The 24,586-nt window shown below is 72.6% G+C and carries 24 protein-coding genes; 7 read left to right on the forward strand and 17 right to left on the reverse strand.

What is annotated here, in order from left to right; all coding sequences use genetic code 11:
* Window position 1: 1 nt before the first annotated feature.
* The 4 genes from N542_RS0101580 to N542_RS0101595 are packed head-to-tail and all read right to left on the reverse strand — an operon-like array spanning window position 2 to window position 3,829.
* Window positions 2-775: an alpha/beta fold hydrolase gene (locus N542_RS0101580; protein ID WP_028642431.1), complete on the reverse strand. Its 774-nt coding sequence runs from the start codon at window positions 773-775 to the stop codon at window positions 2-4.
* Between the two features lie 14 nt (window positions 776-789).
* Entirely contained in the window at window positions 790-1,554 is a 765-nt protein-coding gene (locus tag N542_RS22910) for an endo alpha-1,4 polygalactosaminidase (protein ID WP_051551281.1), read from the reverse strand.
* Window positions 1,554-2,342 carry a hypothetical protein gene (locus tag N542_RS0101590; protein ID WP_028642432.1) on the reverse strand — a complete coding sequence of 263 codons (789 nt, stop codon included), beginning with the start codon at window positions 2,340-2,342 and terminating at the stop codon, window positions 1,554-1,556. Before N542_RS0101590 ends, N542_RS22910 begins: the two co-directional genes overlap by 1 nt.
* Window positions 2,343-2,371: 29 nt before the next feature.
* Complete coding sequence (locus N542_RS0101595; RefSeq protein ID WP_028642433.1) at window positions 2,372-3,829, reverse strand: MFS transporter; 1,458 nt, start codon at window positions 3,827-3,829, stop codon at window positions 2,372-2,374.
* A 32-nt stretch (window positions 3,830-3,861) separates the two neighbouring features.
* Here N542_RS0101595 and N542_RS0101600 point away from each other — a divergent pair, with 32 nt between their 5' ends.
* Window positions 3,862-4,374: an SRPBCC family protein gene (locus N542_RS0101600; protein WP_028642434.1), complete on the forward strand. Its 513-nt coding sequence runs from the start codon at window positions 3,862-3,864 to the stop codon at window positions 4,372-4,374.
* Between the two features lie 6 nt (window positions 4,375-4,380).
* Here N542_RS0101600 and N542_RS28385 read toward each other — a convergent pair whose 3' ends face one another.
* The 3 genes from N542_RS28385 to N542_RS0101615 form a co-directional block, all read right to left on the reverse strand.
* Entirely contained in the window at window positions 4,381-4,785 is a 405-nt protein-coding gene (locus N542_RS28385) for a DUF1232 domain-containing protein (RefSeq protein WP_028642435.1), read from the reverse strand.
* A 79-nt stretch (window positions 4,786-4,864) separates the two neighbouring features.
* Window positions 4,865-6,688: a 3-hydroxyacyl-CoA dehydrogenase family protein gene (locus N542_RS0101610; RefSeq protein ID WP_231482362.1), complete on the reverse strand. Its 1,824-nt coding sequence runs from the start codon at window positions 6,686-6,688 to the stop codon at window positions 4,865-4,867.
* A gap of 60 nt (window positions 6,689-6,748) precedes the next feature.
* Window positions 6,749-7,249, reverse strand: coding sequence for a GNAT family N-acetyltransferase (locus N542_RS0101615; protein ID WP_028642437.1), 501 nt, complete (start codon window positions 7,247-7,249; stop codon window positions 6,749-6,751).
* Between the two features lie 111 nt (window positions 7,250-7,360).
* On the opposite strand from N542_RS0101615, the gene nucS reads away from it, so the two are divergent.
* From nucS to N542_RS0101635, 4 genes are all read left to right on the forward strand, one after another.
* Window positions 7,361-8,038: an endonuclease NucS gene (gene nucS, locus N542_RS0101620; protein WP_028642438.1), complete on the forward strand. Its 678-nt coding sequence runs from the start codon at window positions 7,361-7,363 to the stop codon at window positions 8,036-8,038.
* 223 nt (window positions 8,039-8,261) lie between these two features.
* Window positions 8,262-9,452: a putative glycoside hydrolase gene (locus N542_RS0101625; RefSeq protein ID WP_028642439.1), complete on the forward strand. Its 1,191-nt coding sequence runs from the start codon at window positions 8,262-8,264 to the stop codon at window positions 9,450-9,452.
* A gap of 39 nt (window positions 9,453-9,491) precedes the next feature.
* Entirely contained in the window at window positions 9,492-10,229 is a 738-nt protein-coding gene (locus tag N542_RS0101630; RefSeq protein ID WP_028642440.1) for a class I SAM-dependent DNA methyltransferase, read from the forward strand.
* On the forward strand, window positions 10,226-10,540 hold the full coding sequence (locus tag N542_RS0101635) for a DUF952 domain-containing protein (RefSeq protein WP_028642441.1): 315 nt from the start codon (window positions 10,226-10,228) through the stop codon (window positions 10,538-10,540). Before N542_RS0101630 ends, N542_RS0101635 begins: the two co-directional genes overlap by 4 nt.
* Before the next feature lie 13 nt (window positions 10,541-10,553).
* Here the strand turns inward: N542_RS0101635 and N542_RS0101640 are convergent, their stop codons facing one another.
* The 7 genes from N542_RS0101640 to N542_RS22915 form a co-directional block, all read right to left on the reverse strand.
* Window positions 10,554-11,468: an FAD-dependent oxidoreductase gene (locus N542_RS0101640; protein ID WP_036505942.1), complete on the reverse strand. Its 915-nt coding sequence runs from the start codon at window positions 11,466-11,468 to the stop codon at window positions 10,554-10,556.
* A 39-nt stretch (window positions 11,469-11,507) separates the two neighbouring features.
* Complete coding sequence (locus N542_RS0101645) at window positions 11,508-12,032, reverse strand: ferritin (protein ID WP_028642443.1); 525 nt, start codon at window positions 12,030-12,032, stop codon at window positions 11,508-11,510.
* A gap of 35 nt (window positions 12,033-12,067) precedes the next feature.
* Window positions 12,068-12,256, reverse strand: a complete 189-nt coding sequence (locus N542_RS0101650) for a hypothetical protein (RefSeq protein ID WP_028642444.1) — start codon at window positions 12,254-12,256, stop codon at window positions 12,068-12,070.
* 108 nt (window positions 12,257-12,364) lie between these two features.
* Window positions 12,365-13,843, reverse strand: a complete 1,479-nt coding sequence (locus N542_RS0101655; protein ID WP_028642445.1) for a sensor histidine kinase — start codon at window positions 13,841-13,843, stop codon at window positions 12,365-12,367.
* 39 nt (window positions 13,844-13,882) lie between these two features.
* Window positions 13,883-15,901 carry a protein meaA gene (locus tag N542_RS0101660; RefSeq protein WP_028642446.1) on the reverse strand — a complete coding sequence of 673 codons (2,019 nt, stop codon included), beginning with the start codon at window positions 15,899-15,901 and terminating at the stop codon, window positions 13,883-13,885.
* A 52-nt stretch (window positions 15,902-15,953) separates the two neighbouring features.
* Window positions 15,954-16,274 carry an STAS domain-containing protein gene (locus tag N542_RS0101665; protein WP_028642447.1) on the reverse strand — a complete coding sequence of 107 codons (321 nt, stop codon included), beginning with the start codon at window positions 16,272-16,274 and terminating at the stop codon, window positions 15,954-15,956.
* A 91-nt stretch (window positions 16,275-16,365) separates the two neighbouring features.
* Window positions 16,366-16,950: a hypothetical protein gene (locus N542_RS22915; protein ID WP_051551283.1), complete on the reverse strand. Its 585-nt coding sequence runs from the start codon at window positions 16,948-16,950 to the stop codon at window positions 16,366-16,368.
* 33 nt (window positions 16,951-16,983) lie between these two features.
* On the opposite strand from N542_RS22915, the gene N542_RS0101675 reads away from it, so the two are divergent.
* Window positions 16,984-17,559 (forward strand): cob(I)yrinic acid a,c-diamide adenosyltransferase, encoded by a 576-nt coding sequence (locus tag N542_RS0101675; protein ID WP_028642448.1) that lies wholly within the window; start codon window positions 16,984-16,986, stop codon window positions 17,557-17,559.
* A 322-nt stretch (window positions 17,560-17,881) separates the two neighbouring features.
* Here N542_RS0101675 and N542_RS0101680 read toward each other — a convergent pair whose 3' ends face one another.
* Together N542_RS0101680 and N542_RS0101685 are read right to left on the reverse strand one after the other, a co-directional pair.
* Window positions 17,882-19,063 (reverse strand): MFS transporter, encoded by a 1,182-nt coding sequence (locus N542_RS0101680; protein ID WP_028642449.1) that lies wholly within the window; start codon window positions 19,061-19,063, stop codon window positions 17,882-17,884.
* A gap of 75 nt (window positions 19,064-19,138) precedes the next feature.
* Window positions 19,139-22,501 (reverse strand): BTAD domain-containing putative transcriptional regulator, encoded by a 3,363-nt coding sequence (locus N542_RS0101685; RefSeq protein WP_081794954.1) that lies wholly within the window; start codon window positions 22,499-22,501, stop codon window positions 19,139-19,141.
* 118 nt (window positions 22,502-22,619) lie between these two features.
* Between N542_RS0101685 and N542_RS0101690 the strand changes: the two genes are divergently transcribed.
* On the forward strand, window positions 22,620-24,065 hold the full coding sequence (locus N542_RS0101690) for an FAD-binding oxidoreductase (protein ID WP_028642451.1): 1,446 nt from the start codon (window positions 22,620-22,622) through the stop codon (window positions 24,063-24,065).
* A 63-nt stretch (window positions 24,066-24,128) separates the two neighbouring features.
* Here N542_RS0101690 and N542_RS0101695 read toward each other — a convergent pair whose 3' ends face one another.
* A complete protein-coding gene (locus N542_RS0101695) occupies window positions 24,129-24,581 on the reverse strand; it encodes a DUF2550 domain-containing protein (protein WP_028642452.1) in 453 nt (150 codons plus the stop codon).
* Window positions 24,582-24,586: the final 5 nt, after the last annotated feature.

Consider the following 24,586-nt stretch of genomic DNA (forward strand, 5'->3'; position numbering starts at 1 on the left):
GTCAGGCCAGGAACCGGCGCAGCACCTCGGTGAAGACCGCCGGCTGCTCGGAGTGCACCCAGTGGCCGGCGCCCTTGATCGTGACCCGGCGGTTGCGCGGGAAGTAGCGGTCCATCGCCGGGGCGTACTCGTCGCGCACGTAGCCGGAGCTCTGTCCCGCGACCCACAGCGTCCTCCCGTCGTACGGCGGGAGCGCGGCGAGTGCCTCCTCCGGCCAGCCGCCGAGCAGGTCGATGTCACGGCCCAGCACGGTGAGGTTGGGCTGCCACGACCAGCCGTCGTCGCCGCGGCGGAGGTTCTGCAGCAGGAAGCTGCGCACCGTCGGGTCGGGCACCGCCTCGACCAGCGCCTCGTCGGCCTCGGCGCGGCGCTCGAGCCCGAGGAGGTCGAGGGCCTGCATCCCCTCGATGTAGCCGGAGAACTCGCTGCGCGAGCGGTAGGCCACCGGCGACACGTCGACCACGCACAGCCGCTCGACCAGCTCGGGGTGCCGCAGCGCCAGCACCATCGCGGCCTTGCCGCCCATCGAGTGCCCGACCAGCGCGACCGGGTCGTCGGCGCTGAACAGCTCCGCGACCTGGTCGGCGACGTCGACGTAGTCGAAGCTGTCGGTCCAGTCGGACCTGCCGTGGTGCGGCATGTCCACGAGCAGCACGCGGTGGTCGGTCGCGACCGCCTTGGCGATCGACGTCCAGTTCTTGCCCTGCCCGAAGAGGCCGTGGCAGAAGGCCACCAGCGGCCCGCTCTCCCCCAACGAGGTGGTGTGCAGAGCCATGGGTCGACCCTAGATCAGCAGAACCGGCGGACTCCGGTCGGGCTCAGGTCCCGGTCCCGCAGGACGACCGCGAGCCGGGCGCCGTACGCCGGGCAGGTCCAGCGGAAGTCGGCACCGCGGTACTCGATCGCCAGCACGTGTCGGCCGTAGTGGCGCACATAGGTGCCGCACTCCCGGTAGCGCCCGCACTCCTCGGCGACCGCGAAGTCGAAGCCGACCTTCGTGCCGTCGAGGTCGGCCAGGTTCTTCTGGCCGGCGGCGAGCCCGGCCCGGTGCGCGGCACGCACCAGGAGGCGGGCGTACGCGACCGCCTCACGTCGCTTGACCAGGCCCCCGCTGCGCGTGAACGAGTCGAGGTTGTCGTACTCGACCGCGTCGTAGCCGGCCCGGGCGCAGCCACGGGTCCAGCGTCCGACGATCGCCGCCAGCTTGGTGCGCTTGGCGGTGGTGCGTACGTCGAGCAGCTGCTCGCCCCACGCCTCGTCGACCACCGGGCGGCCGTGGCCGTCGCGCAGCACCAGGCGGGGGTGCCGACGCCACAGCGCCCGCTCCCCCGGCTGGGTCTGGAAGCCGTTGACGTAGCAGACGTTGTAGCGATCGGGCGCCGGGCGGGCCTCCCGGTCGCGGACGACGATCCCCACGCTCGCGGGCACCGTGCGGACCCCGCCGAGCTGGTAGTCGACGTCGGTCCCCGTCGGCGGCGGGGTCACCGCGACGGCGGGCGTCACGCCCACGAGCGCGACCACGAGCGGCAGCAGCAGGATCGCGAGTCGGCGCATCAGAAGTCGAACCCGCCGAAGACGTCCCCGATGCCGTCGCCGATGCCGCTGATCCCGTCACCGATCCCGTCGCCGATCGAGTCGATCCCGTCGCCGATGGCGCCGAAGCCGTCCCCCATCACGTCGAAGCCGCCCATGCCGCCGAAGAGCATCCCGGCGAACACGATCTCCATCGGCCCGAAGGCGCCGAAGTAGCCTGCGGCGTACGGCTGGTAGGCACGACCGCCCTGGTAGTACGGCACCCGCTGCGCGCCGACCATCACCATCCGGGAGTCGGGGTCGGCGCCCGCCAGGACCCGCTCGGCGTCGAGGGCGCAGGCCGGGACGTCGCGCGGCGCACCGGCCGGGGGCGCCCAGAGGACGTCGGTGACCGAGAGCCCGTGGCGCGGGTCGAAGAAGCAGGCGGGGCGTCGGGTGGGCAGCGCGTCGCCGGCGACGCGCGCCTGCACGCACGCGATCGCGTAGCGGCCGTCGTCGAGGATCTGCGTCACGTGGCGCACGTCGTCGGGCCGGCCGATCGCCTCGACGGCCGTCTTCGCCGCCTCGTAGGAGTCGAGCGCGCGCTGGTAGTCGGCGTTGGCGCCGGCGTCGAGCTGACGCCCGGCGAGCTCGAGGTCGAGCTCTTGGAGCTGCTCACCGAGGGCGGTCGCGTCCTCGAACGCCAGCTTGCGCACCGGTGCCAGCTCGGCCTCCTGGCGTGCCAGCTCCTGTTGCTTCGACCGGCGCCGGCTCACCACCACGGCGGTCACGATCGCGGCCAGCACGAGCAGTACGACGAGGCCTCCCATCGCACCAGGATACGGAGGCCGGGCAAGGCTCAGGTCGCTGCCGGCTCCGGCTCCTCGGCGGTGAGCGGCTGGGCGATGCTCTCGAGCGACTTGCCCTCCGCACTGATGCCGAGGAACGCCTGGACCAGACCGCCGATGATCATCAGCGCGGCGCCGACGAAGTAGCCGATGGCGATCTTGGTGATGTCACCGCTGGCGGAGGCCTGGTCGATCAGCCAGCCGAAGAAGAGCGGGCCGGAGATGCCGCCCGCCGCCGTGCCGATCGCGTAGAAGAAGGCGATGCAGAGCGCGCGGGTCTCCATCGGGAAGACCTCGCTGGCGGTGAGGTACGCCGCGCTCGCACCGGCCGAGGCGAAGAAGAAGATGATCGCCCCCATCAGCGTCAGCGTCACGGCGGTCACGCTGCCCAGGAAGACGCCGGTTGCGGCCAGCAGCAGCCCGGAGAGGATGTAGGTCCCCGCGATCATCCGGACCCGGCCCACCGAGTCGAAGAGCTTGCTCAGCAGCAGTGCCCCGGCGAAGTTGCTGGCCGCGAAGATGGCGAGGTACCAGCCGGTCTGCTTCACGTCGAGGAACGTGGTGAGGGTGTCGCCGTAGGTGAAGAAGAAGGCGTTGTAGAGGAACGCCTGACCGACGAAGAGCGCGAAGCAGACGATCGAGCGTCGCGGGTAGAGCGTGAAGACGGTGTGGGCGATCTCGACGACGCCGATCGTCTTGCGCTGGCGGATCGTGATCGTCTCGTCGACCGGGTCGAGGTGCTGGCCGCTCTCCTCCTCGACGGTGTGCTCGATGTCCTGGACGATCTGCTCGCCCTCGTCCTCACGGCCGTGGATGAAGAGCCAGCGCGGGCTCTCCGGGACGTGGCGCCGCACGATCAAGATGCCGACGGCCAGCACGGCGCCGAGGCCGAACGCGAGCCGCCAGCCCCAGGCCGGGTCGACGACGGTGGGGTCGAGCAGCGGGATGGTGAGCAGCGACCCGGCGGCCGCGCCGATCCAGAAGGAGCCGTTGATGGCGACGTCGACACGGCCGCGGTACTTCGCCGGGATCAGCTCGTCGATCGCGGAGTTGATCGCGGCGTACTCACCGCCGATGCCCATGCCGGTGAGGAAGCGCGCGCAGAAGTACCACAGCGGCGTCATGGAGAAGGCGGTCAGCACGGTCGCGACGATGTAGACCCCGAGCGTGATGAGGAAGAGCTTCTTGCGACCGAACCGGTCGGTCAGCTGCCCGAAGAGCAGCGCACCGATGCACGCGCCCGCGACGTACACCGCGCCCGCCATGCCGATGTCGAAGCTGCTCAGTCCGAGGCCGGTGTCGCTGGGCTTGAGCGCCTCCGACATCGAGCCGACGATCGTGACCTCGAGGCCGTCCAGGATCCAGACGGTGCCGAGGCCGATCACGACCATCCAGTGCCACCGTGCCCACGGCAGCCGGTCGAGCCGGCCCGGGATGTTGGTGGTGATGCGTCCTGTCTCGACTCCCATGCCGGTGCCCGTACCCATGCCAGGATCCAGGTATGTCTGACGTCACACGTCTCGAGGCCGAGCGCCTCATCGCCGCCCCCGCCGCCGCCGTCTTCGCGGTGCTCCGCGACCCGCACGGTCACGTCGCGATCGACTCCTCGGGGATGCTCCAGGACGCGTCGGGCGACCCCGTGTCGGCGGCGGGCGACAGCTTCGTGGTCCACATGGACCGCGAGTCGCTCAACGACTTCCCCGAGATGGGCAGGTACGACGTCACCGTCACCATCCGCGAGCTCGAGGCCGACCGGCTGATCTCGTGGACGATCCTCGGGCGGATCCGACCGCAGATCGGGCACGTCTACGGCTACCGGCTGGCGCCCACCGAGGACGGCACCCTCGTGACGTCCTTCTACGACTGGTCCGACATCCACGAGGACTGGAAGGCGGCCGGGATCTTCCCGGTCATCTCCGAGAGCGCCCTGCGCGGCACCCTCGGGATCCTGGACCGGACGGTGCGGCGAGGCTATCCGCGCCCCGGCGGTGCGGACCTCGGGACGTCCGTCTGACCGGCGTCAGACGCCGGCGAGGCGCTTGACGACCGCCAGTCCCTCCGGGGTCCCGGGCCAGTGGCGCTCCAGCGCCTCGGGGCCGGCGACGCGGGCGACCGACCGGAGGGCCCACGCGACGAGGACCACGTCGTCGGCGTACCCCACGACCGGGATGAAGTCGGGGACCAGGTCGATGGGGAGGACCAGGTAGCCGACCAGGAGGGCCAGCCTGACCCGGACACCCCGGGGAAGGGTCGCGTCCCCGGCGAGCCGCCGGACGAGCCGGACGACGTCGGGCAGCAGGCGCAGCGCGTCCGTCAGCCTGACCGGGTCGGACTCGTGGCGACCCGCGACGTACATCGCCACGACCAGGGCCGCCCACAGCAGCAGCAGTCCGCCGAGGACGACGAGCACGATCTGCCACCACACCGCGAGAGCTCCCCTCGTCGCCGGACGCCCGCCCGGTCCCCGAATCGTCCCACCCGTCGGCCACCGAGGAGCACAAAGCTCAGCGGGCCGTGTAGTCCCGGAAGCCGCGCTTCGTCTTGCGGCCGAGGTAGCCCGCCGTGACGAGGTGCTCGAGCAGCGGCGCGGGGGCGAAGCCCGGCTCGCGGAACTCCAGGTAGAGCTCGCGCTGGATGGCCAGCGACACGTCGTTGCCGACCACGTCGAGCAGCTCGAACGGGCCCATCGGCAGTGCACACCCCTGCTTCATGGCGGCGTCGATGTCGTCGGCGGTGGCGTAGTGGGCCTCGAGCATCCGGACCGCGTCGTTCAGGTAGGGGAAGAGCAGCGCGTTGACGATGAAGCCCGCGCGGTCGGCGCACGAGACGCCGACCTTGCCGAGCTTGGCGACGAGGGCCTGGGTGGTCTCGGTGACGGCGTCGTCGGTCGAGACGGTGGAGACCACCTCGACCAGCTTCATGATCGGCGCCGGGTTGAAGAAGTGCATGCCGATGACGTCCTGCGGCCGCGACGTGGCCCGGGCGCAGGCGATGATCGGCAGGGACGACGTCGTCGTCGCCAGGATGGCGCCGGGCTTGCAGATCTCGTCCAGGCTCCCGAAGAGCGGGGTCTTGACCGCCAGGTCCTCCGCGATCGCCTCGACGACGATGTCCACGTCCACGAGGGCCTCGAGCGAGGTCGAGCCGGTCAGGCGGGCGAGCACCTCGGCCTTGGCCTCCTCGGTCGAGCGGCCGCGCTGGATCTGCTTGTCGAAGCTCCTGGCGATGGCGGCGACCACCCCGTCGACCTTCTCCTGGGAGCGGCCGACGAAGAGCACGTCATACCCGCTCTTGGCGAAGACCTCGATGATGCCCGTCGCCATGGTGCCGGTGCCGACGACGCCGACGAGGTCGATGTCGTGGCGCAGCTGCGGCTTCGCGTCGGCCGACGGCGTGCGGTCGTCCGCGACGACGACCGGGCTGTCCGGCGCCTCGTAGGTGTAGAAGCCCCGGCCGGTCTTGCGGCCGAGCATGCCGGCGGTGACCATCTGCTTGAGGATGGGCGAGGGCGCGTGGAGCCGGTCGCGGCCCTGGCGGTACATCGTCTCGAGGATCTCGTACGCCGTGTCCAGGCCGATCAGGTCCAGCAGCGCGAGCGGGCCCATCGGGTAGCCGCAGCCGAAGCGCATGGCGGCGTCGATGTCCTCGCGGGTGGCGTAGCGACCCTCGTACATCGAGACCGCGTGGTTGAGGTAGCCGAAGAGCAGCGTGTTGGCGATGAAGCCGGCCTTGTCGCCGCAGACCACCGGGGTCTTGCCGATTTCGGCCATCAGGGTCGTGACCTGCTCGAGCACCTGCTCCTCGGTGACGACCGTGCGCACGATCTCGACGAGCTGCTGGACCGGCGCCGGGTTGAAGAAGTGCACGCCGATGACGCGGCCGGGGCTGGAGTCGGCGGTCGAGATCTCGGTGACCGAGAGGCTCGAGGTGTTCGTCGCCAGGATCGTGTCGGGTCCGACGATCGCGTCGAGCTGGCGGAAGAGCTGCTTCTTGGTCTCCAGGGACTCGACCACGGCCTCGACGACCAGGTCCGCCCCGGCGACGGCCTCGAGCGAGGTGCTGAAGGTGATCCGGCCGAGGAGCTCGGCCTGCTCGGCCTCGGTCAGCTTGTCGCGCTTCACGGCGCGGGCGGTCGAGTGCTCGAGGTACTGCCGGCCGCGGGCCAGCGCCTCCTCGTCCTTCTCCACCCCGACGACCGCGAAGCCGGTGCGGGCGAAGACCTCGGCGATGCCGGCCCCCATCGTGCCCAGGCCGATGACGCCGATGGTGGTGAAGGTGCGGGACGCGGGCTCTGCGGTCGCTGCGGACTCTGCGGGCGAGGTCGTCATGCGGCGCATCGTGGCACGCGGTCGGCGGGCTGGCTATGGCGTAGTTCACTCGCCAGTAACTTAGATCGATCCAGAGTCCGTCCGCGCCCGCATCACGACCCGGCGACCGTGCCGATCGAGGCCGATCGCCTGCTCGTGGTCGCGCATCCGACGGTGCAGCGGACCCGGCTTCGCGACCTCCTCGAAGCCCAGGAGGCGGTAGAACGGGGCGTTCCACGGCACGTCGGCGTACGTGCAGAGCGTGATCTCGGCGTACCCCCGACGCGCGGCCTCGGCCATCGCGGCCCGGACCAGGGCGCTGCCGATCCCCCGTCGCGCGTGCGACGGGCGTACGGCGAGCTGCTCGAGGTGCGCCGACCGCTCCAGCTCCAGCACGTGCGCGAACCCGACGGGCGGATCGTCGGCGACCAGCAGGAAGCCGGGCGCGGCCAGCCGCTCGGTCGCCGGGGTGGCCGTCCAGTCGAGCCGGCCGAAGAGGGGCACGAAGACCTGGTCGGCCTCCCGCTCGATCGCGGTGATCGCGTCGAGGTCCTCGCGGCGCGCCGGACGGAGCTCGGTCACCGCGCCCGCACCGGCCCGACGTGCCGAGGGTCGCCCCCGCGCGGCGCACGCGGGACGTCCGGGTCGGTCTGCGGAGTCCGGCACATGAGGACCACGGTAGATTCCTCGCCCGTGAGACTCGTCGTAGCAACGTGCCAGGTGGACTACGCCGGGCGGCTGACCGCCCACCTCCCGCTGGCGACCCGGGTGCTGATGATCAAGGCCGACGGCTCGGTGCTGGTGCACTCCGACGGCGGGTCGTACAAGCCGCTCAACTGGATGTCGCCGCCCTGCACCCTGCGCGAGAGCACCACGGAGGACGGCCAGGTCGAGTGGACCGTGACGAACCCCAAGACCGACGACACGCTGCGCATCCTGCTCACCGAGGTCTTCAGCGACTCCCACCACGACCTCGGCATCGACCCCGGGCTGCAGAAGGACGGCGTCGAGAAGCACCTCCAGGAGCTGCTCGCCGAGCATCCCGCGACGCTCGCTCCGGGCCTGGTGCTGGTGCGCCGCGAGTACCCGACCGCGATCGGCCCGGTCGACCTGATGTGCCGCGACGAGGCGGGCGCGTCGGTCGCCGTCGAGATCAAGCGCCGCGGTGACATCGACGGCGTCGAGCAGCTGACCCGCTACCTCGAGCTGCTCAACCGCGACCCGCTCCTGTCCCCCGTCCGCGGCATCTTCGCGGCCCAGGAGATCAAGCCGCAGGCCCGGGTGCTGGCGACCGACCGCGGCATCGCCTGCGCGGTGGTCGACTACGACGCGCTGCGCGGGCTCGACGACCCGAGCCACCGCCTCTTCTAGCCCCGCCGGTCAGCCCGCCGACCCACGGCGGGAGTGGCCCCGATGCCCTACGGAACTGTGGACGAACGGGTCTGCCGCGCAGCCGCCGGTCGGCGCACAGTGACGTCATGCTTCGCGGCGGATCGGGCCCCTCGCGCCGGACAGCGCGGCCGCGCGCCCTCAGGTCGCACGGACACCGTCCGATTGGCACGTCGGAGACAACCGACGCCACTCGGAGGGCACCGTGAGACGCCAGCAGGTACGCCGCAGCGCCGTCCGCGCCGCCCTCGTCATCGCCCTCGCCGTCTCGGTCGTCACCGACACCGTCACCGTGGCGGCGTCGGCGCCCGCCGATCGTCGTCCGGCGGTCCGCGCCGGCTCGCCGCGCTGGGCGACCGGCAACGGCGTGCTGACCCTCGACTGGGGCGACCTGGCGAAGACCCCGCAGGCGAGCCGTGGCGACGTCGTCGTCATGCAGTCGTGGGAGTACCCGAGGATCCCGGCGCTGCGCAGGCAGCACCCGGGCATCACGATCCTGATGTACAAGGACGCCTCCGCGGTGGTGAAGGAGGCCGAGTCCGTGACCGGCCGCTTCCCGGCCGGGATGGGCTTCGCCTGGGCGGCGGCGCACCACCCGTCGTGGTTCCTGCGCGACCGCAGCGGGCAGATGCTGGAGTGGTCGGACTGGCGTGGCCTCTACCCGATGGACGTCGCCAACAGCGGCTACCAGCAGACCTGGGCCCGCAACGTCATCGCCGAGCTGCGTGCCCATCGCTGGGACGGCGTGATGATGGACGACGTCCTGACCGTGCTCAGCCACCCGACGGTCGGCGGGCTCGTCTCGACCCGGCTCCCCGACGACCGGGCGCAGTACGCCGCGACCGAGTCCTTCCTCTCCCACGTGGCTCCGCGGATCCGGCGGAGGGGCTACCTGGCGGTGCCGAACCTCTCGGTGGAGTGGAACAACTGGCGCAGCACGCTCACCGACTGGACCCGCTACGTCTCCGGCTGGGAGAACGAGCACTTCACCAACTGGCCGGGCAGCTCCACCCGCTTCTCGGGCGCCGACTGGCGCTGGAAGTTCGACGCGGCCCGCTGGCTGGCCGCGCGCCGGGTGCCGCTGCTGGCCGTCAGCTACGGCTCCGCGACCGACCGGGTCGGGCAGACCTACCACCGCGCCACCTGGCTGCTGAGCTGGAACGGCCGCACCGGCGCGAGCGTCTACGTGCCCGACCAGGCCTCCTCGAGCCACTGGATGCCCGCCGCGACGCGCAGGATCGGCCGACCGCTCCGGGCGCCCGTCGAGCACGCCAACGGCACCTGGACCCGCCGCTTCACCCGCGGCACCGTCCTGGTGAACCCGACCGGCAGGACCCACCGCGTCCTGTCCGTGCGGCTCGCGCCGCAGACCGCGGTCATCCTGGCGCGCCGATAACCGGTGGCCGCGTACGGCGGCTCCGGACAGGATGGCGCGATGCGTGACAACTTCTTCGACACGGACGTCGCCCAGCGGTACGACGAGGGATCGGCCGAGATGTTCGCGCCCGACGTCCTCGGGCCGACGGTCGACCTGCTCGCCGATCTGGCGGCCGGACGACCCGCCCTCGAGCTGGCGGTCGGCACCGGTCGCGTCGCGATCCCGCTCGCCGAGCGCGGCGTCCCCGTCCACGGCATCGAGCTCTCCGAGGCGATGGTCGCCCAGCTGCGGGCCAAGCCCGGCGGCGCCGCCGTCACCGTGACGATCGGCGACATGACCGAGGCCACCGTCGAGGGCCGCTTCGGGCTCGCCTACCTGGTCTTCAACACCATCGGCAACGTGACCACCCAGGACGACCAGGTCGCCGTCTTCGCCAACGCCGCGCGCCACCTCGAGCCAGGCGGGACGTTCCTGGTCGAGGTCGGCGTACCGATCCTGCGGCGGCTGCCGCCCGGTGAGCGCTACGCGGTCTTCGACCACACCGACGAGCACCTGGGCATCGACGAGTACGACACCGCGACGCAGCTGATGTGGTCGCACCACTACTCCTCCGCGGACGGTACGACGTACCGCCGCTCCAGCGTGCCGTTCCGCTACGTCTGGCCCGCCGAGCTCGACCTGATGGCGCGCCTCGCGGGGATGCGGCTGCGCGACCGCTGGGCCGACTGGGACCGCAGCCCCTTCACCGGCCGGAGCACCAAGCACGTCTCGGTGTGGGAGAGGATCGACGCGTGAGGATCTTCCACATCGCGACCCTGGCCGACTGGACCGAGGCGCAGGCGTCCGGCGCCTACACGACCTCGACCGTCGGCGTCACGCTCGAGGAGGAGGGCTTCCTGCACGCCAGCCGCGCCGACCAGTGGCCGGCGGTCCGGGAGCGCTACTACGCCGACGTCACCGAGCCGCTCGTGCTGCTCGAGATCGACACCGACCTGCTCGACGTGCCGGTGGTGGAGGAGGCGCCCGCGCCCGGCATGACGGAGACCTTCCCGCACGTGTACGGCGCCCTCGACCCCGCGGCCGTCGTCGCGGTCACCGCGCTGTAGGCGCCGGCGCCGCTCACCGGCCCACGAGCGCGACGACCTCCTCGGCCACGCCCCAGCTCAGGGTCACCCCGGCGCCGCCGTGGCCGTAGCAGTGCACCACGTCGCCGACCCGCTCCAGGCGCACCGCCGGCCGCACCGGGCGCAGCCCGACCCGGTGCCGCAGCACCCGCGCGTCGCGCAGCTCGGGCACCAGGCCGGCGCCGCGGGCCAGGATGTCGGCGGCCGTCTGCGGTGACGGAGTGCGGCTCCAGTCGCCCTCGATGTCGGTGCCGCCGACCACGATGTCGCGCTCGCGCGGCACGACGTACGTCGGTCCGGTCGCATCCAGCCACCACCGCTCGAGCCCGAGCTGCTCGACGACCACGACCTGGCCGCGCACCGGGACGACGGTCCGGTCGGTGGCGAGCAGGCGCGCGCCGAGCCCCGCGCAGTTGACGACCAGTCCGCTCGCCGGGAGTGCCGACAGGTTCAGGCGGGTGATCGTGCCGCCGAGCTCCTCGACCCGGCCGCCCAGCCAGCCGAGGTAGACGCCCATGTCGACGACCGGGGTCGTGAACGACCACCCGGCCGCCCAGCCCGCCGGCACGTCGACCGTGTGCTCCAGCTCGGGCACCGCGGCCCGCCACCACGGGTCCGGCCGGACGGTGCGCTGCACCTCGGTGCCGGGCACCATCCGCACGCCGCAGTCGGGATCGGTGTCGGTCAACGCGTCGAAGACGGCGTACGACGTCCGGGCCCAGGCGGTGACCCGGTCCTGGGGCAGCGCGCGGTAGGGGTACCAGATCGCGGCCGCCACGGCCGAGGTCGTCTCCCGCGGGAGGTCGCGGGCGACGAGGTCGACCCGGACGCCGGCCTCGAGCAGGCGGACGGCACAGGTCAGCCCGACCACGCCGGCACCGACGACGATCACCCGGTCAGCGCCACCCATGGATGCAGTGTGGCCCACTCCGCCGGATCCGGGGGAGGATCAGGCGCCGGCCTGGCGCGGCGCGGTCGGGTCCGTGCCCTCGCCGCCCTGCTCGCGGGCGACGTACTCCTCGATGTCCTCGACGTCGTCGAGGTTGCGCTTCACCACGGCCAGCAGGTCGCTCATCGTGGCGACCTCCTCGACCTGCTCCTTGATGAACCACTGCATGAACTGCTCGGAGGCGAAGTCGAACTCCTCACGGGCGATGCGCAGCAGGCCGTTGATCTGGTCGGTGACCCGCTTCTCCTGGGCCAGCGCGAGCTCGACCGGCGCCACGACGTCGGCGAACTCGTTGACCGGCGCCTCGATCGCCGGGATCGTCACGGCGTTGTCGGTGTCGAGGAGGTACTGGATCATCATCGACGCGTGCGCGCGCTCCTCGAGCGCCTGCGCGTAGAAGAAGGCCGCCATCTGGGGCATCGTCAGTGCGTCGTAGTAGACGGCGCACGCGAGGTACTGGTTGTGCGCGGAGAGCTCGTTGCCCACCTGGACGTTGAGCTGGTCGACGAAGCGGGGTGCAGCCACGGATCGGCTCCTCGGGTCACGGGTGGGACAGTCGGTCAGGCGGCCTTCGCAAGCTTCTTCTTGGTGACCTTCTTGCCGTCCACCGTGACGAGCTTGCGCTTCTTGACCGTATACCCGTCGGGCAGGGTGCCCTCCTTCAGCATCCGCAGCGGACAACGCCCGCACTTGGACTTGGAGACGCAGCACTCCGTCTTCGGGAGCTTGCGGACGTTCTTCTTCGGCACGATCCGAACGGTAGCACGCAGATAAGGGCAGGCTTACCTCAACGTGAGGCGTCTCATGCCGGCGCTTGGGCCACGCCGACCCGAGGAGATCCCGCGTCGGGGCGGCGGTCAGGCGACGGCCCTCGGCGCGGTGATCCGCAGCCGGGCGCCACCTTCGGCGGGGACGACCTCGAGCCTCCCGCCCGCGGCCCCGACGATGGACCGGGCGATGCTGAGGCCGAGCCCGGCCCCGGGCGTCTCGGCAGCCACCGCGTCGGCACCGCGGTAGAGCCGGGCGAAGACCCGCTCCTCGTCGCCCCCCGGGATCCCGGGCCCGGTGTCGCACACCTCGAGCCACGCGAGGTCGCCCTCGACGCCGGTGACCACCTCGATCCGGCCGCCGCGCGGCGTGAACTTGGCTGCGTTGTCGACGAGGCAGCGTACGGCGCGCTCGAGCCAGCCCTCGTGGGCGCGGACGACGGCCGGGTGCCCGGCCGACACCGCCGAGATGGTCAGCCCACGCGCCTCGACCGAGCTGCGCTCCCCCGCGACCACCGACTCCGCCACCACCGTGAGGTCGGCGAGCCCGTCGCCCAGCCTCTCTGCGTCGCCCTCGATGATCGTCAGCGACAGCAGGTCGTCGACCAGGGCGAGCTCGCGTCGTGCGGCCCGCTCGATGCGTTCGGCGTAGCGCACGACCAACGCCCGGACCCGCTCGTCGGGCAGGTCGGCGACGTCGTCCTCGAGCATCTCCGCGCTGGCGAGGATGGTCGTCAACGGCGTGCGCAGCTCGTGGGAGACGGTCGCCAGGAACTGGTCGCGCAGCTGGTCGTTGCGCCCGCGCAGCGCCTCGAGCTCGCTCAGGTCGTGGACGGTCGCCGAGAAGAGCACGTCGTCGTTGATGCCGATCGAGGAGATCACGACGCTGACGGGGAACGTCGAGCCGTCCTTGCGCTGTGCGACGACCCGGGTGCCGAGCCCCATCGCGTGCCGGCGCGCACGGCCGGTGAAGCCGGTGCGTCGACGCACGTGCGAGGCGCGCTGGGCCTCGGGCACGAGCAGCTCGAGCGGCTGGTCCAGCAGCTCGTCCTCCCGGTACCCGAACATCGTCTGGGCGGGCGCGTTCGCCATCAGGATGCGGCCGCGGCCGTCGACCACCACGTTGCCGTCCGGCACGGCTTCCAGCAGGTCGCGGAAGCCGGTGCTCGAGTCGGCGCCGTCGCGGGTCTGGAGGATGAGCGACAGGATCCGGCTCTCCTGGCCGAGCACGATCGCCCGCGCGGTCACCCGCAGCCGCAGCTCGGTCCCATCGCGATGGAGACCGACCAGGTCCACGCGCGCGGCGTCACCCGAGTCGGAGTCGAGCACCAGGTCGCGCAGGGCGGCGTACTCCTCGCGGTGCCGCTCGGGCGTGAGCCGGACCGCCGACGTGCCGACGAGCTCGTCCACCGACCAGCCGAAGAGCTCTGCGCACCGGGGGTTGGCCAGCGTGACCACGCCGTCCGGGGTGAGCAGCAGCCGTGCGTCGTCGGTCTGCGCGAAGAGGCGCAGCAGGGCCTCACCGGCGCGTGCCGTCGTCTGTCCGCGGCCAACCGGGTCGGGCGCCATCCGTCGATGCTAGGGCCTGCCGGTCGTGGCGAACAGCGCTCAGCCGAGACCGTTGGCCCGGCGGATCACGTCGACGATGCCGCCCATGATCTCGGTCAGCCCGAAGTCCTTGGGCGTGTAGACGGCCGCGACCCCGAGGTCGATCAGCCTGCGACCGTCGGAGTCGGGGATGATCCCGCCGACGATCACCGGGATCTCCAGCCCGGCGGCCCGCAGGCCGTCGAGCACGTCGGGAACCAGCTCCATGTGGGAGCCGGACAGGATCGACAGGCCGACGCAGTGCACGTCCTCGGAGACCGCGGCGGCGACGATCTGCTCGGGCGTCAGCCGGATGCCCTGGTAGATCACCTCGAAGCCTGCGTCGCGGGCACGGACGGCGACCTGCTCGGCGCCGTTGGAGTGACCGTCGAGGCCGGGCTTGCCGACCAGCAGCCTGAGCCGGCCGCCGAGCTCGTCGCCGGTCTCGCGCACCCGTCGGCGCACGGCGGTGAGCTCGTCGCCCGCACCGGCGACGCCGACGGCACCGGAGACGCCGGTCGGTCCGCGGTACTCGCCGAACACCTCGCGCAGGGCGCCGGCCCACTCCCCCGTCGTCGCGCCGGCCCGGACCGCGATCAGCGTGGGCGCCATCAGGTTGGCATCGGTCTTGGCGGCCGCCGCGAGCGCGGCGAGCGCGGCGGCGACCTCGGCCTCGTCGCGCCCGGCCTTCCAGGCCTCGACGCTGGCGATCGCGGTCCGCTCGGCGGCGGGGTCCGCCGCCATGATGGCGCCGTCGAGGTCGGCGGTCAGCGGCGACGGCGCGGTCGTCTCGAACCTGTTGACGCCGACGATCACCTCGTCGCCCGACTCGATCCGGGACCGACGGGTGGCGTGCGAGGAGACCAGCTCGGACTTCATGTACTCGACCGACGCGATCGCGCCGCCCATCGCCTGGACCCGGTCGATCTCGGCCTTGGCCCCGGCGACGAGCTCGGCGACCTTGGCCTCGATGACGTGCGAGCCCTCGAAGATGTCCTCGTACTCCAGCAGGTCGGACTCGAAGGCCAGCACCTGCTGCAGCCGCAGCGACCACTGCTGGTCCCAGGGGCGGGGCAGGCCCAGCGCCTCGTTCCACGCCGGCAGCTGTACGGCGCGCGCCCGCGCGTCCTTGGACAGCGTGACGCCGAGCATCTCGAGCACGATGCGCTGCACGTTGTTCTCGGGCTGGGCCTCGGTCAGGCCGAGCGAGTTGACCTGGACGCCGTACCGGAACCGCCGCATCTTGGCGTCCTGGACGCCGTACCGCTCACGGGTGATCTCGTCCCAGAGCTCGACGAAGGCCCGCATCTTGCACATCTCCTCGACGAACCGGACCCCGGCGTTGACGAAGAACGAGATCCGACCGACGACCTTCTCGAAGTCGTCCGCGGAGACCTGGCGGGAGTCCTTGACCGTGTCGAGGACGGCGATCGCGGTGCTCAGCGCGTAGGCGAGCTCCTGCGTCGGCGTCGCACCGGCCTCCTGCAGGTGGTAGCTGCAGATGTTGATCGGGTTCCACTTCGGGATCTGGTGGACCGTGTAGGAGATGACGTCGGCGATCAGCCGCATCGAGTGCTCGGGCGGGAAGGCGTAGGTCCCGCGGGAGAGGTACTCCTTGATGATGTCGTTCTGGGTGGTGCCGGCCAGCTGGGCGGCGACCTCCTCCGGCGCGACGCCGGGGTTCTGCTCCTCGGCCACCACCTGGTACATCGCGAGCATCCACATCGCGACGGCGTTGATCGTCATCGAGGTGTTCATCTCGGTGAGCGGGATGTCCTGGAAGAGCCGCCGCATCTCCCCCAGGTGCGGGACGGGCACGCCGACCTTCCCGACCTCGCCCCGCGCCAGCGGGGAGTCCGGGTCGTAGCCGGTCTGGGTCGGCAGGTCGAAGGCCACGGAGAGCCCGGTCTGCCCCTTCGCGAGGTTGGTCCGGTAGAGCTCGTTGGAGGCCGCCGCCGTCGAGTGGCCGGAGTAGGTCCGCATCAGCCACGGCCGGTCCTTGGCGTGGCTCGCTGCCGGCGGTGAGGTGGGCTCGCTCATGGACCGAGGGTAGGACGATGGCTACCGATTGGTAACCGGTCTGGCGTGTGGCCTATCCGACAGCGTCGGCCGCTTCGCCGGACCGCTCGACCTCGACCAGGCGGATCAGGTGGCTGAGGTGCAGCATCCGGCGTACGGACGGCCCACAGCCCCGCAGCGTGAGGTGGTGGCCGGCGCGCGACGCCTGCCGGGTGGCGACCGCGAGCACCTTGAGTGCGGTCAGGTCGATGGTGGTCACGTCGGTGAGGTCGATGACGACGTCCCGGTCGTGGCCCAGCAGGTGCTCGTAGATCGCGTTGCGGACCTCCATCGTGCTGCGCACGTCGAAGTCACCGCTCAGGAGGATGGTCGGACCGTCGGTGAGGATCTCCATCGGTGTGCCCCGTTCCTCGGGACCCCGCGTCCCGATCGGCCTCGTGGCCTGTCACTCACTATGACGCGCGCCGCACCCGGAAGGTTGCCTCTCAGGCCGAACTTCTCGAGCGTGTCGCGTCGACCAGCGCCACCGCGCCGGTCCCGACGCCGACCAGCACCATGCCCAGCACGCCGCGGGGCGAGAAGATGTGGTCGACGTGCACCAGCCAGGCCCCGGGGAGCAGCACCAGGGCGACCGCACCGCTCGCACCGTGGCGGCGCACCTGGTCGACGAGCACGAGCGCGCACGTCACGAGCAGGGCCCAGGAGCCGATCTCGCCGAGCGGCGTACCGATCCTGAAGAGCAGTCGGACGGCGTCGGGACGCGGCACCCCGGGGCCGAGCTCATGGGTGACGTAGCCGGCGGCGACGCCGCTGATCACGTCGAGGGCGGTGTAGAAGGTCGCGTAGACGTACGCCGTGAGCCGGATCGCCCAGGCGAAGGGGTCGGTGCGCAGGCGGACCAGCGCGGCCAGGGCCACGCCGACCAGCGGGAAGGCGAGCAGGCCGGGCAGGTGGAGGGTGAACCACCGCCACGAGGTGTCGTAGGTCAGGTGGTGCGGGTGGAACAGCCCGGCCACGGCGAGGCACAGCGCGGGGAGCGCGAGGAGGGCCGGCAGTCCGAGGCGTCTCATGCCGTCCGACGGTACGTCGCTACCCTCGACCGCATGGTCAACCTCACCCGGATCTACACCCGCACCGGCGACGCCGGGGAGACCCGTCTCGGCGACATGAGCCTCACCACGAAGACCGACCTGCGGCTGGCGGCGTACGCCGACGTCGACGAGGCCAACGCCCACCTGGGCCTCGCGCTGGCGCAGGGCGGTCTGGAGCCGGACGTCGCCACGCTGCTGACCCGCGTGCAGAACGACCTCTTCGACGTCGGCGCGGACTTCTGCACGCCGGTCGTGGCGGACCCGGAGTACCCGCCGCTGCGCATCGAGCAGGAGTACGTCGACCGGCTCGAGGGCTGGTGCGACCAGTACAACGAGGACCTGCCCGCGCTGCGCTCCTTCATCCTCAACGGCGGCACCGCGGGCGCCGCGCTGCTGCACGTCGCCCGCACGGTCGTACGCCGTGCCGAGCGGTCCGCGTGGGCGGCGTACGAGGCCCACGCCGAGACGATGAACCCGCTCGCGATCACCTACCTCAACCGGCTCTCCGACCTGCTCTTCATCCTGGCCCGGCACGCCAACCGGGAGAGCGGCGACGTGCTGTGGGTGCCGGGGGGCGAGCGGGGCTGACGGCTCTGGTCGGCTTGGCCGGTCGGTCGTCGGCCGGTCGTCGGCCGGTCGTCGGCCGGTCGTCGGTCGGTCGTCGTCGGTTTCACCGGTGCACCGGTGAAACCGTCACTTCTCAGGCGATGCAACGGCCGAGAAGTGACGGGACTGCCTGAGGAGTACGGCGCGCCCGGGCGCCATCAGGACGAGGCCACCTCGGCCGGGACGTCCGGCCGTCAATGCTCGTCGGGTGCACCGGCGCACCGGTGAAACCGTCACTTCTCGGGCGATGCAACGGCCGAGAAGTGACGAGACTGCCTGAGGGGTGCGGCGCGCCCGGGCGCCATCAGGACGAGGCGACCTCGGCGGTGACGTCCGGCCGCACCGGGCGGGCGGCGAAGACGGTCAGCGCGGCGGGGATCATCAGGCCCGCGATCACCAGCAGGGTCTCGAGGGTGCCGATGTGGTCGGCGAGCAGCCCGAGGAGCGGCGGGCCGGCGAGGAACGCGGTGTAGCCGATCGTCGAGACCACGCTGACCCGGCGGGCCGCGCGCAGCGGGTCGTCGGCGGCGGCGCTCATCCCGACCGGGAAGCCGAGCGACGCGCCCAGGCCCCACACGACGATGCCGATGCCGACCAGCACCACGTTGCCGCCGAAGACCACGAGCAGGATGCCGACGAAGGCCGCCGCCGCGCTCCCCCAGAGCACCGGGGCGCGGCCGTAGCGGTCGAGCACGACGGGACCGGTGACGCGCCCGACGAACATCGCGGTCACGAACACCGTGAAGCCGGCGACACCGACCCAGTGACGGACGTCGTACCCGTCGATCAGCGCCAGCGAGAGCCAATCGTTGGCGGCGCCCTCGGAGAGCGCGAACGCCAGCACCATGACGCCGATCGCCAGGGTCCGGGGCTCACCCCACGGCGACCGGACGAACGCGGTGGTCCGGTCCTCGTGGGCGATCGTCGGCGGCAGGTAGGCGGCCGATGCGCGCCAGGCGCCGACGGCGGCGAGGAGGGCGAAGCCGGGCACGTGCAGGGCCAGCGGGGCGTGCAGCGCCGCCATCGGGATCCCGATCGCCGCGCCGGCGAAGGAGCCGATGCTCCAGCCGGCGTGGAAGCGGGGCATCATCGTGCGCTCGAAGCGCCGCTCGACCTCGGCCGCCTCGACGTTCATCGAGACGTCCCACACCGCGATGCCGATGCCGTCGAGGAAGAACCCGACGACCGTCAGCACGACCAGGTCGGTCGACACCCCGACCATCGCCACCGTCAGCCCCGCGGCCACGAAGATGGCGCCCAGGCGGGTCACCGACGTCGCGCCGATCCGGTCGATGAGCCGACCGCTCAGCGGCAGCGCGATCACCGAGCCGACGGAGATCGCGAGCAGCAGCAGCCCGAGGGACCCGTTGTCGAGGTCCAGCCCGCTGCGGATGTCGGGCAGCCGCGACACCATGGTGGCGAAGCAGAAGCCGTTCAGCGCGAAGCTGATCGCGACCGCGTTGCGGGTGTGGATGAGGGACGGCACAGCACCAGGGTTCCGGATGGGAGGGGCCTTCACCAAATCCTTCTTGACCGGTCCAGAACGTGGACCCGGTCCCGCTCAGAAGTCGTACGCCGCGCGGGCGTCCTGCAGCCACCGGGCGAAGACCGGGATGTGCCAGTCGGCGGCCTGGGCGAGCGCGGCGTCGGCGTGCCGGGCGGCCAGGTCGCGCTCGCCCACGGCAGCGGCGGCCAGCGCCAGGTAGGCGTCGATCGGCCCGAGCGCGAGGTCGGAGCCGGCACAGCAGATCCGCCCGGCGTACGGCGCCAGGCGGTCGTAGGCGCCGGCGGCCAGGTCGCGCTCCCCCAGGTAGAGCGCGAGCTCGGCGCCGTGGCTCCAGGCCAGCAGCGAGATGTCACTGTCGTCGTCGAGCGTGGCGCCGTGCTCGGCGTAGTAGGCGCGGGCCCGCTCGTGCTCCCCGGCGCGCCAGAGGTAGACGGCCAGGCTCGCCTCGAAGGGGTACGGCGAGGACTCGAACTGCTCGAGCACCGGCACCATCTCGATCGAGCGCCCCTGCCACAGCCGCAGCGCCAGCAGCGAGCTGAGCACCGACTCGTCGGCGTTGTTGTGAGAGATCTGGCTGGCGACCTGACGGATGTGCTCGACCAGCCGGTCGCACTCGTCGAACCGCCCGGCCATCGCGTGCCAGGGCCCCACGACGCCGTCCAGGACGGTCTCGCCGAAGGCGATCCGCAGCCGCTCGGTCTCGGCGCGCGCGACCTCGGCGGCGGCGAACATCTCGGCCGGCCGGCCGAGCTCGCTCAGCACCGCCGTGCGCAGGCAGGCCGACACCACGAAGCTCCGCTCACGTCCCGTCGCCCGGGCGAGCTCCATCGACTCGGTGACCAGCTCCAGCCGCTCGGGCGCGGTGCGCGGCAGCCACAGGGCGACGAAGACGATCTGGCAGGCATCCAGCAGCAGGGACGGGTCGCCGATGCGGCGCGCCATCGCCAGCCCCTCGTCGCACAGCGCGCGCCGCTCGTCGTACGACGCGGCGTCGAAGAGCTCGTTGGCGAGCACCAGCATCGAGCGGCAGCGCAGCTCGCTGTCGGTCGCAGGGAGCCGGTCCAGGCTGCCGCGGAGCGCACCGACGACCGTGTCGTTGACCAGCCCGGCCGGCGCCGAGCGCCACAGCACGCCGGTGGTCGTCGAGATCGCCGCCCGCGCCACCGCCTCCGGGTCGCGCATCAGCTTGCCGACGACGATGGCCTCCTCGACCGCACCGACGAGCTCGGGCAGCCGCGCGGCCCAGCGGTACTCCTCGATCAGCGCCATCAGCACGGCGTACCGCTCCGCGTGGCCGGCCGCAGGGTCGCCCTCGAGCGAGGTCAGCGCCGCCCGCAGCAGCTCGGCGGCGGCGTCGTAGGCGTAGTAGCGGCGAGCGAGTGCCGCCGCGGCGACGGCGGCACGCCAGGCGCGGTCGGCGTACGACGGACCGGCCGCGCGCCAGTGCAGCGCCACCTCGGTCTCGCGACCGGGTACGCCGTCCAGCGCCTCCGCTGCGCGGGCGTGGGTCCGGGCCTGCCGGCTGACGCTCATCGCGGCCTGGAGGGTGTCGCGGACCAGCGCGTGGGCGAAGTAGTAGTGGTCGATGCCGTCCTCGCGCACCAGGCCGGCGGCCTGGGCCGGCTCGACGATGTCGAGCAGGTCGTCCTCGTCGATGCCGGTGACGGCGGCCAGGGTCGGGGTGTCGAAGCTGCGGCCCAGCACCGCGGCGGCACGCAGCGCCCCCACGGTCTGCTCGGGCAGCCGGAGCAGCCGGCGGTTGAGCACGTCCGCGACGGCGGTCGGCACGCTGTCCTCGGGCAGGCCGGGCGCGGCGCGCTCCCCCGCCAGACGGGACAGCTCGACGAGGAAGAACGGGTTGCCGTCGGTGCGGGTGTGCAGCTCGTCGACCTCCCCGCCGGGCAGCTCGCGACGGGTCACGGCCGTGAAGACCGCGGCGGCCTCAGGGGCGGCCAGCCCCGAGAGCTCGATCCGCAGCGCGTGCATGCGGGCGAGACCCTCGGCGACGTCGGCGAGGGCGCCGGTGGGCTCCGGGTGCAGCCGCCACGTGCCGAGCACCAGCAGCCGCGCCCCGTCCACCGACTCCACCAGCAGGCGGAGCACCCGCAGGGTCGAGGTGTCGGCCCAGTGCAGGTCGTCGAGCACGACGAGCAGCGGTTCCTCCTGGGCCGCGGCCCGGACCCCGCCGACGATCCGCTCCCACGCACGGAACTGGGCGCCGTCGTCGGCCGGCTCCGCCACGTCTTCTGCGAGCACGCTCATGCCGATCCCGTCGAGCACGGACTTCCACGGCCACAGGGGCGGTGCACCGTCGTCCTGCGAGCACCGCCCGACCAGCGCCCGGACGCCACGGCGCCGTGCCTCGGCGACCAGCTCGGCCGCCAGCCGGGACTTGCCGATGCCCGGGTCACCGGTGAGGACGGCGTACGACGGGGCGCCGGTCCCGGCACGGTCGAGCAGGCGCAGCAGTGCGGCCAGGTCGTCGTCGCGACCGACCATCGGCCACGGCGCGACCGGCTCGGCCGCGACCGGAGCAGCGACCGGAGCAGCGACGACGGGGTCCCCGACCGCGGGGGCGGGTGCCGCGGCGGGCGCCGCCGGATCCGCGGGCGGCGGGGTCCACTCGAGTGCGGGATCCTGCCGCAGCACCGCCGTCTGGAGGTCCCGCAGCTCGACGGAGGGCTCGAGGCCGAGCTCCTCGTCGAGGATCGAGCGCACCCGGGCGAAGACCTCCACGGCGTCGGCCTGCCGGCCGCTGCGGGTCAGCGCCACCGCCCACAGCGCCCACAGCCGCTCGCGCAGCGGGTGGGCCGCGGTCAGCGCCTCCAGCTCGGCCGACGCCGTGGCGTGCCGCCCGAGGGCGAGGTCGACGACGGCCCGGTCCTCGAGAGCGACCAGCCGCAGCTCGTCGAGCCGGGCCCGTTCGGCGACCGCGGCATCGGCGTCACCCAGCTCGGCGTACGGCACCCCGCGCCAGCTGCGCAGCGCCTCCTCCAGGATCGCCGCCAGCCGGCACAGCTCGACCTCCGGGATCGGCGACGGCCCCCACGGCGGCAGCGGGAGCAGCGTGCGGTGCACCTCGCCGACGGTCTGCTCGAACCGGTAGGCGTCGACGGCGAGGTCCGGCACCCGCAACGCATAGCCGGGCGCCACGGTGACCAGCACCGTCGCGGGTGCGCGGCGCTCGCGGTCCGGCTCCATGACCCGGCGCAGCTGCGAGACGTAGGACTGCAGGGTGGCGGTCACCCCGGGCGGCGCCTGGTCCTCCCAGAGCAGGTCGACGATGCCGTCCACCGAGACGGGCCAGCCGCGCGAGAGCGCGAGGGCCGCGACCAGAGCGCGCTGCTTCGGGGTCCCCAGGTCGACCGGACTGCCGGCGAGCGAGACCTCGATCGGACCGAGGACGGACACCTCCACGGCGGCAGCGTAGGGCCAGCGGCACCCGGTGCGCTCCCAGTCGGCTCAAAGTCGCCTCCAAGTGGTCGGCGCCAAGGTCGTCCCACCGACCGAAGAACCCCACACAGGAGTCACCACCATGACCATCGACCTCAACGCCGACCAGCGCACGACCACCACCACCAGCACCGGCACCCCCGTCGCCCACGCCCTCCGCGGCCTGCTCGGCGGCCGGGTCCACCTCCCCGGCGACCCCGGGTACGACGCCGCACGACTGCCGTGGAACGTCGCCGTCGACCAGCGGCCCGCAGCGGTGGCCCAGCCGCGGACCGCGGCCGAGGTCGCCACCGTCGTGCGCGTCGCCGCGGCGGCCGGCCTCCGGGTGGCCCCGCAGAGCACCGGCCACAACGCCGGACCGCTCGCCGCCCAGGGCCTCGACGACGTCGTCGTCCTGCGCACCTCGGAGCTGAGCAGTGCGGTCGCCGACCCGGCGCGCGGCATCGTCCGGGTCGAGGGGGGCGCGCTCTGGGAGCCGGCCGTCGACGCCGCGGCCGCCCACGGGCAGGCCGTCCTGCACGGCTCCTCCCCCGACGTCGGGATCGCCGGCTACAGCCTCGGCGGCGGCATCGGGTGGTACGCCCGCAAGCACGGCCTCGCCGCCAACAGCATCACGGCGGTCGAGATCGTCGTGGCCGACGGCACCCTGGTGCGCGCCGACGCGCACACCAACCCCGAGCTGTTCTGGGCGGTCCGCGGCGGCGGCGGGAGCTTCGGCGTCGTCACCGCGCTGGAGTTCCGGATGTTCGACATCGCGACGGCGTACGCCGGCATCATGATGTGGAGCCTCACCGAGATCGAGCCGGTGCTGCGCGAGTGGGCCGCCTGGGCGCCGTCGGCCCCCGACGACGTCACGACCTCCTTCCGCGCGATGCGGCTGCCCGACATGCCCGACCTGCCGGAGTTCCTGCGCGGCCAGGAGCTCGTCGTGATCGACGGTGCCGTCCTCGGCTCCGACGAGCGGGGCGCGGAGCTGCTCGGCGGCCTGCGCGCGCTGCGTCCGATGCTGGACACCTTCGCCCGGGTGCCGGCCAAGGAGCTGGTCCGGCTGCACATGGACCCGGAGGGCGGCGCGCCGTTCGCCTCCGACTCCTCGATGCTCGGATCCTTCCCGGACGCCGCGGTCGACGCCTTCATCGCCGAGGCCGGGCCGGATGCCCGGACGTCGCTGCTGATGGCCGAGCTGCGCCAGCTCGGTGGCGCGCTCGGCCGCGCCCCGGAGGGTGCCGGCGCGCTGGCCCGGCTCGACGGCGAGTTCGTCAGCTTCGCCGGCGGCATCGCGGCCACCCCCGAGATGGGCGCCCAGGCGTACGCCGACGCGGCCCGCCTCACCGCGGCGCTCGCACCGTTCGCCAACGGCGGGGCGTACCTCAACTTCGCCGAGAACCCGGTCGACAGCCGGACGGCGTACGACGCCGGCGTGTGGCGCCAGCTGACCGGCATCCGCAGCGCCGTGGACCCGGACGGCGTCTTCGCCGCCAACCACCCGGTGCCGCGGCTCTTCGAGGACGGCCGGCCCACCAGCTGACGGTCCGTCTCCGCTCGGCGTCGGCCCTCAGCAGCTGCTGGGAGCCGGCGCCGACCGGCACGTCTAGGTGCGGGGGCCGCGGGTCCAGTCGGTGCCGGGCGGACCGGACTCGAGCCAGGACTGGAAGCCCATCAGCGAGGCCGGCGACATCGCCAGCTCGATCGGACCGGTCGGCGTGGAGCAGGAGAGCACGACGTGCTCGGGGTAGAGCGACATCTGCTCGGCGCCCTCGGGAGCGCGACTCCCGGTGAAGGTCACCTCGGAGCGCTGGAGCACCCGCTTGGGGCCGGGCCACAGCGAGAAGTACCGGAACCACTGCAGCGACTCGCCGGAGTAGCGGCCCAGGCCGAGAAGCCAACCGCGTCCGGCATGTTCCTGCCGGACGCGGTAGCTGAGCTCGAAGGTCCCGCCGTGGCGGGACAGCAGGCGACGGCGGACGATCAGGCCGAGCCCGTAGAACAGGACGAGGACGAGAAGCGCACCAGCGACATCAAGAAGCCACTGCCACACCGGCATCCATG

Source organism: Nocardioides sp. URHA0020 (assembly GCF_000620705.1).
Taxonomy (GTDB): Bacteria; Actinomycetota; Actinomycetes; order Propionibacteriales; family Nocardioidaceae; genus Nocardioides.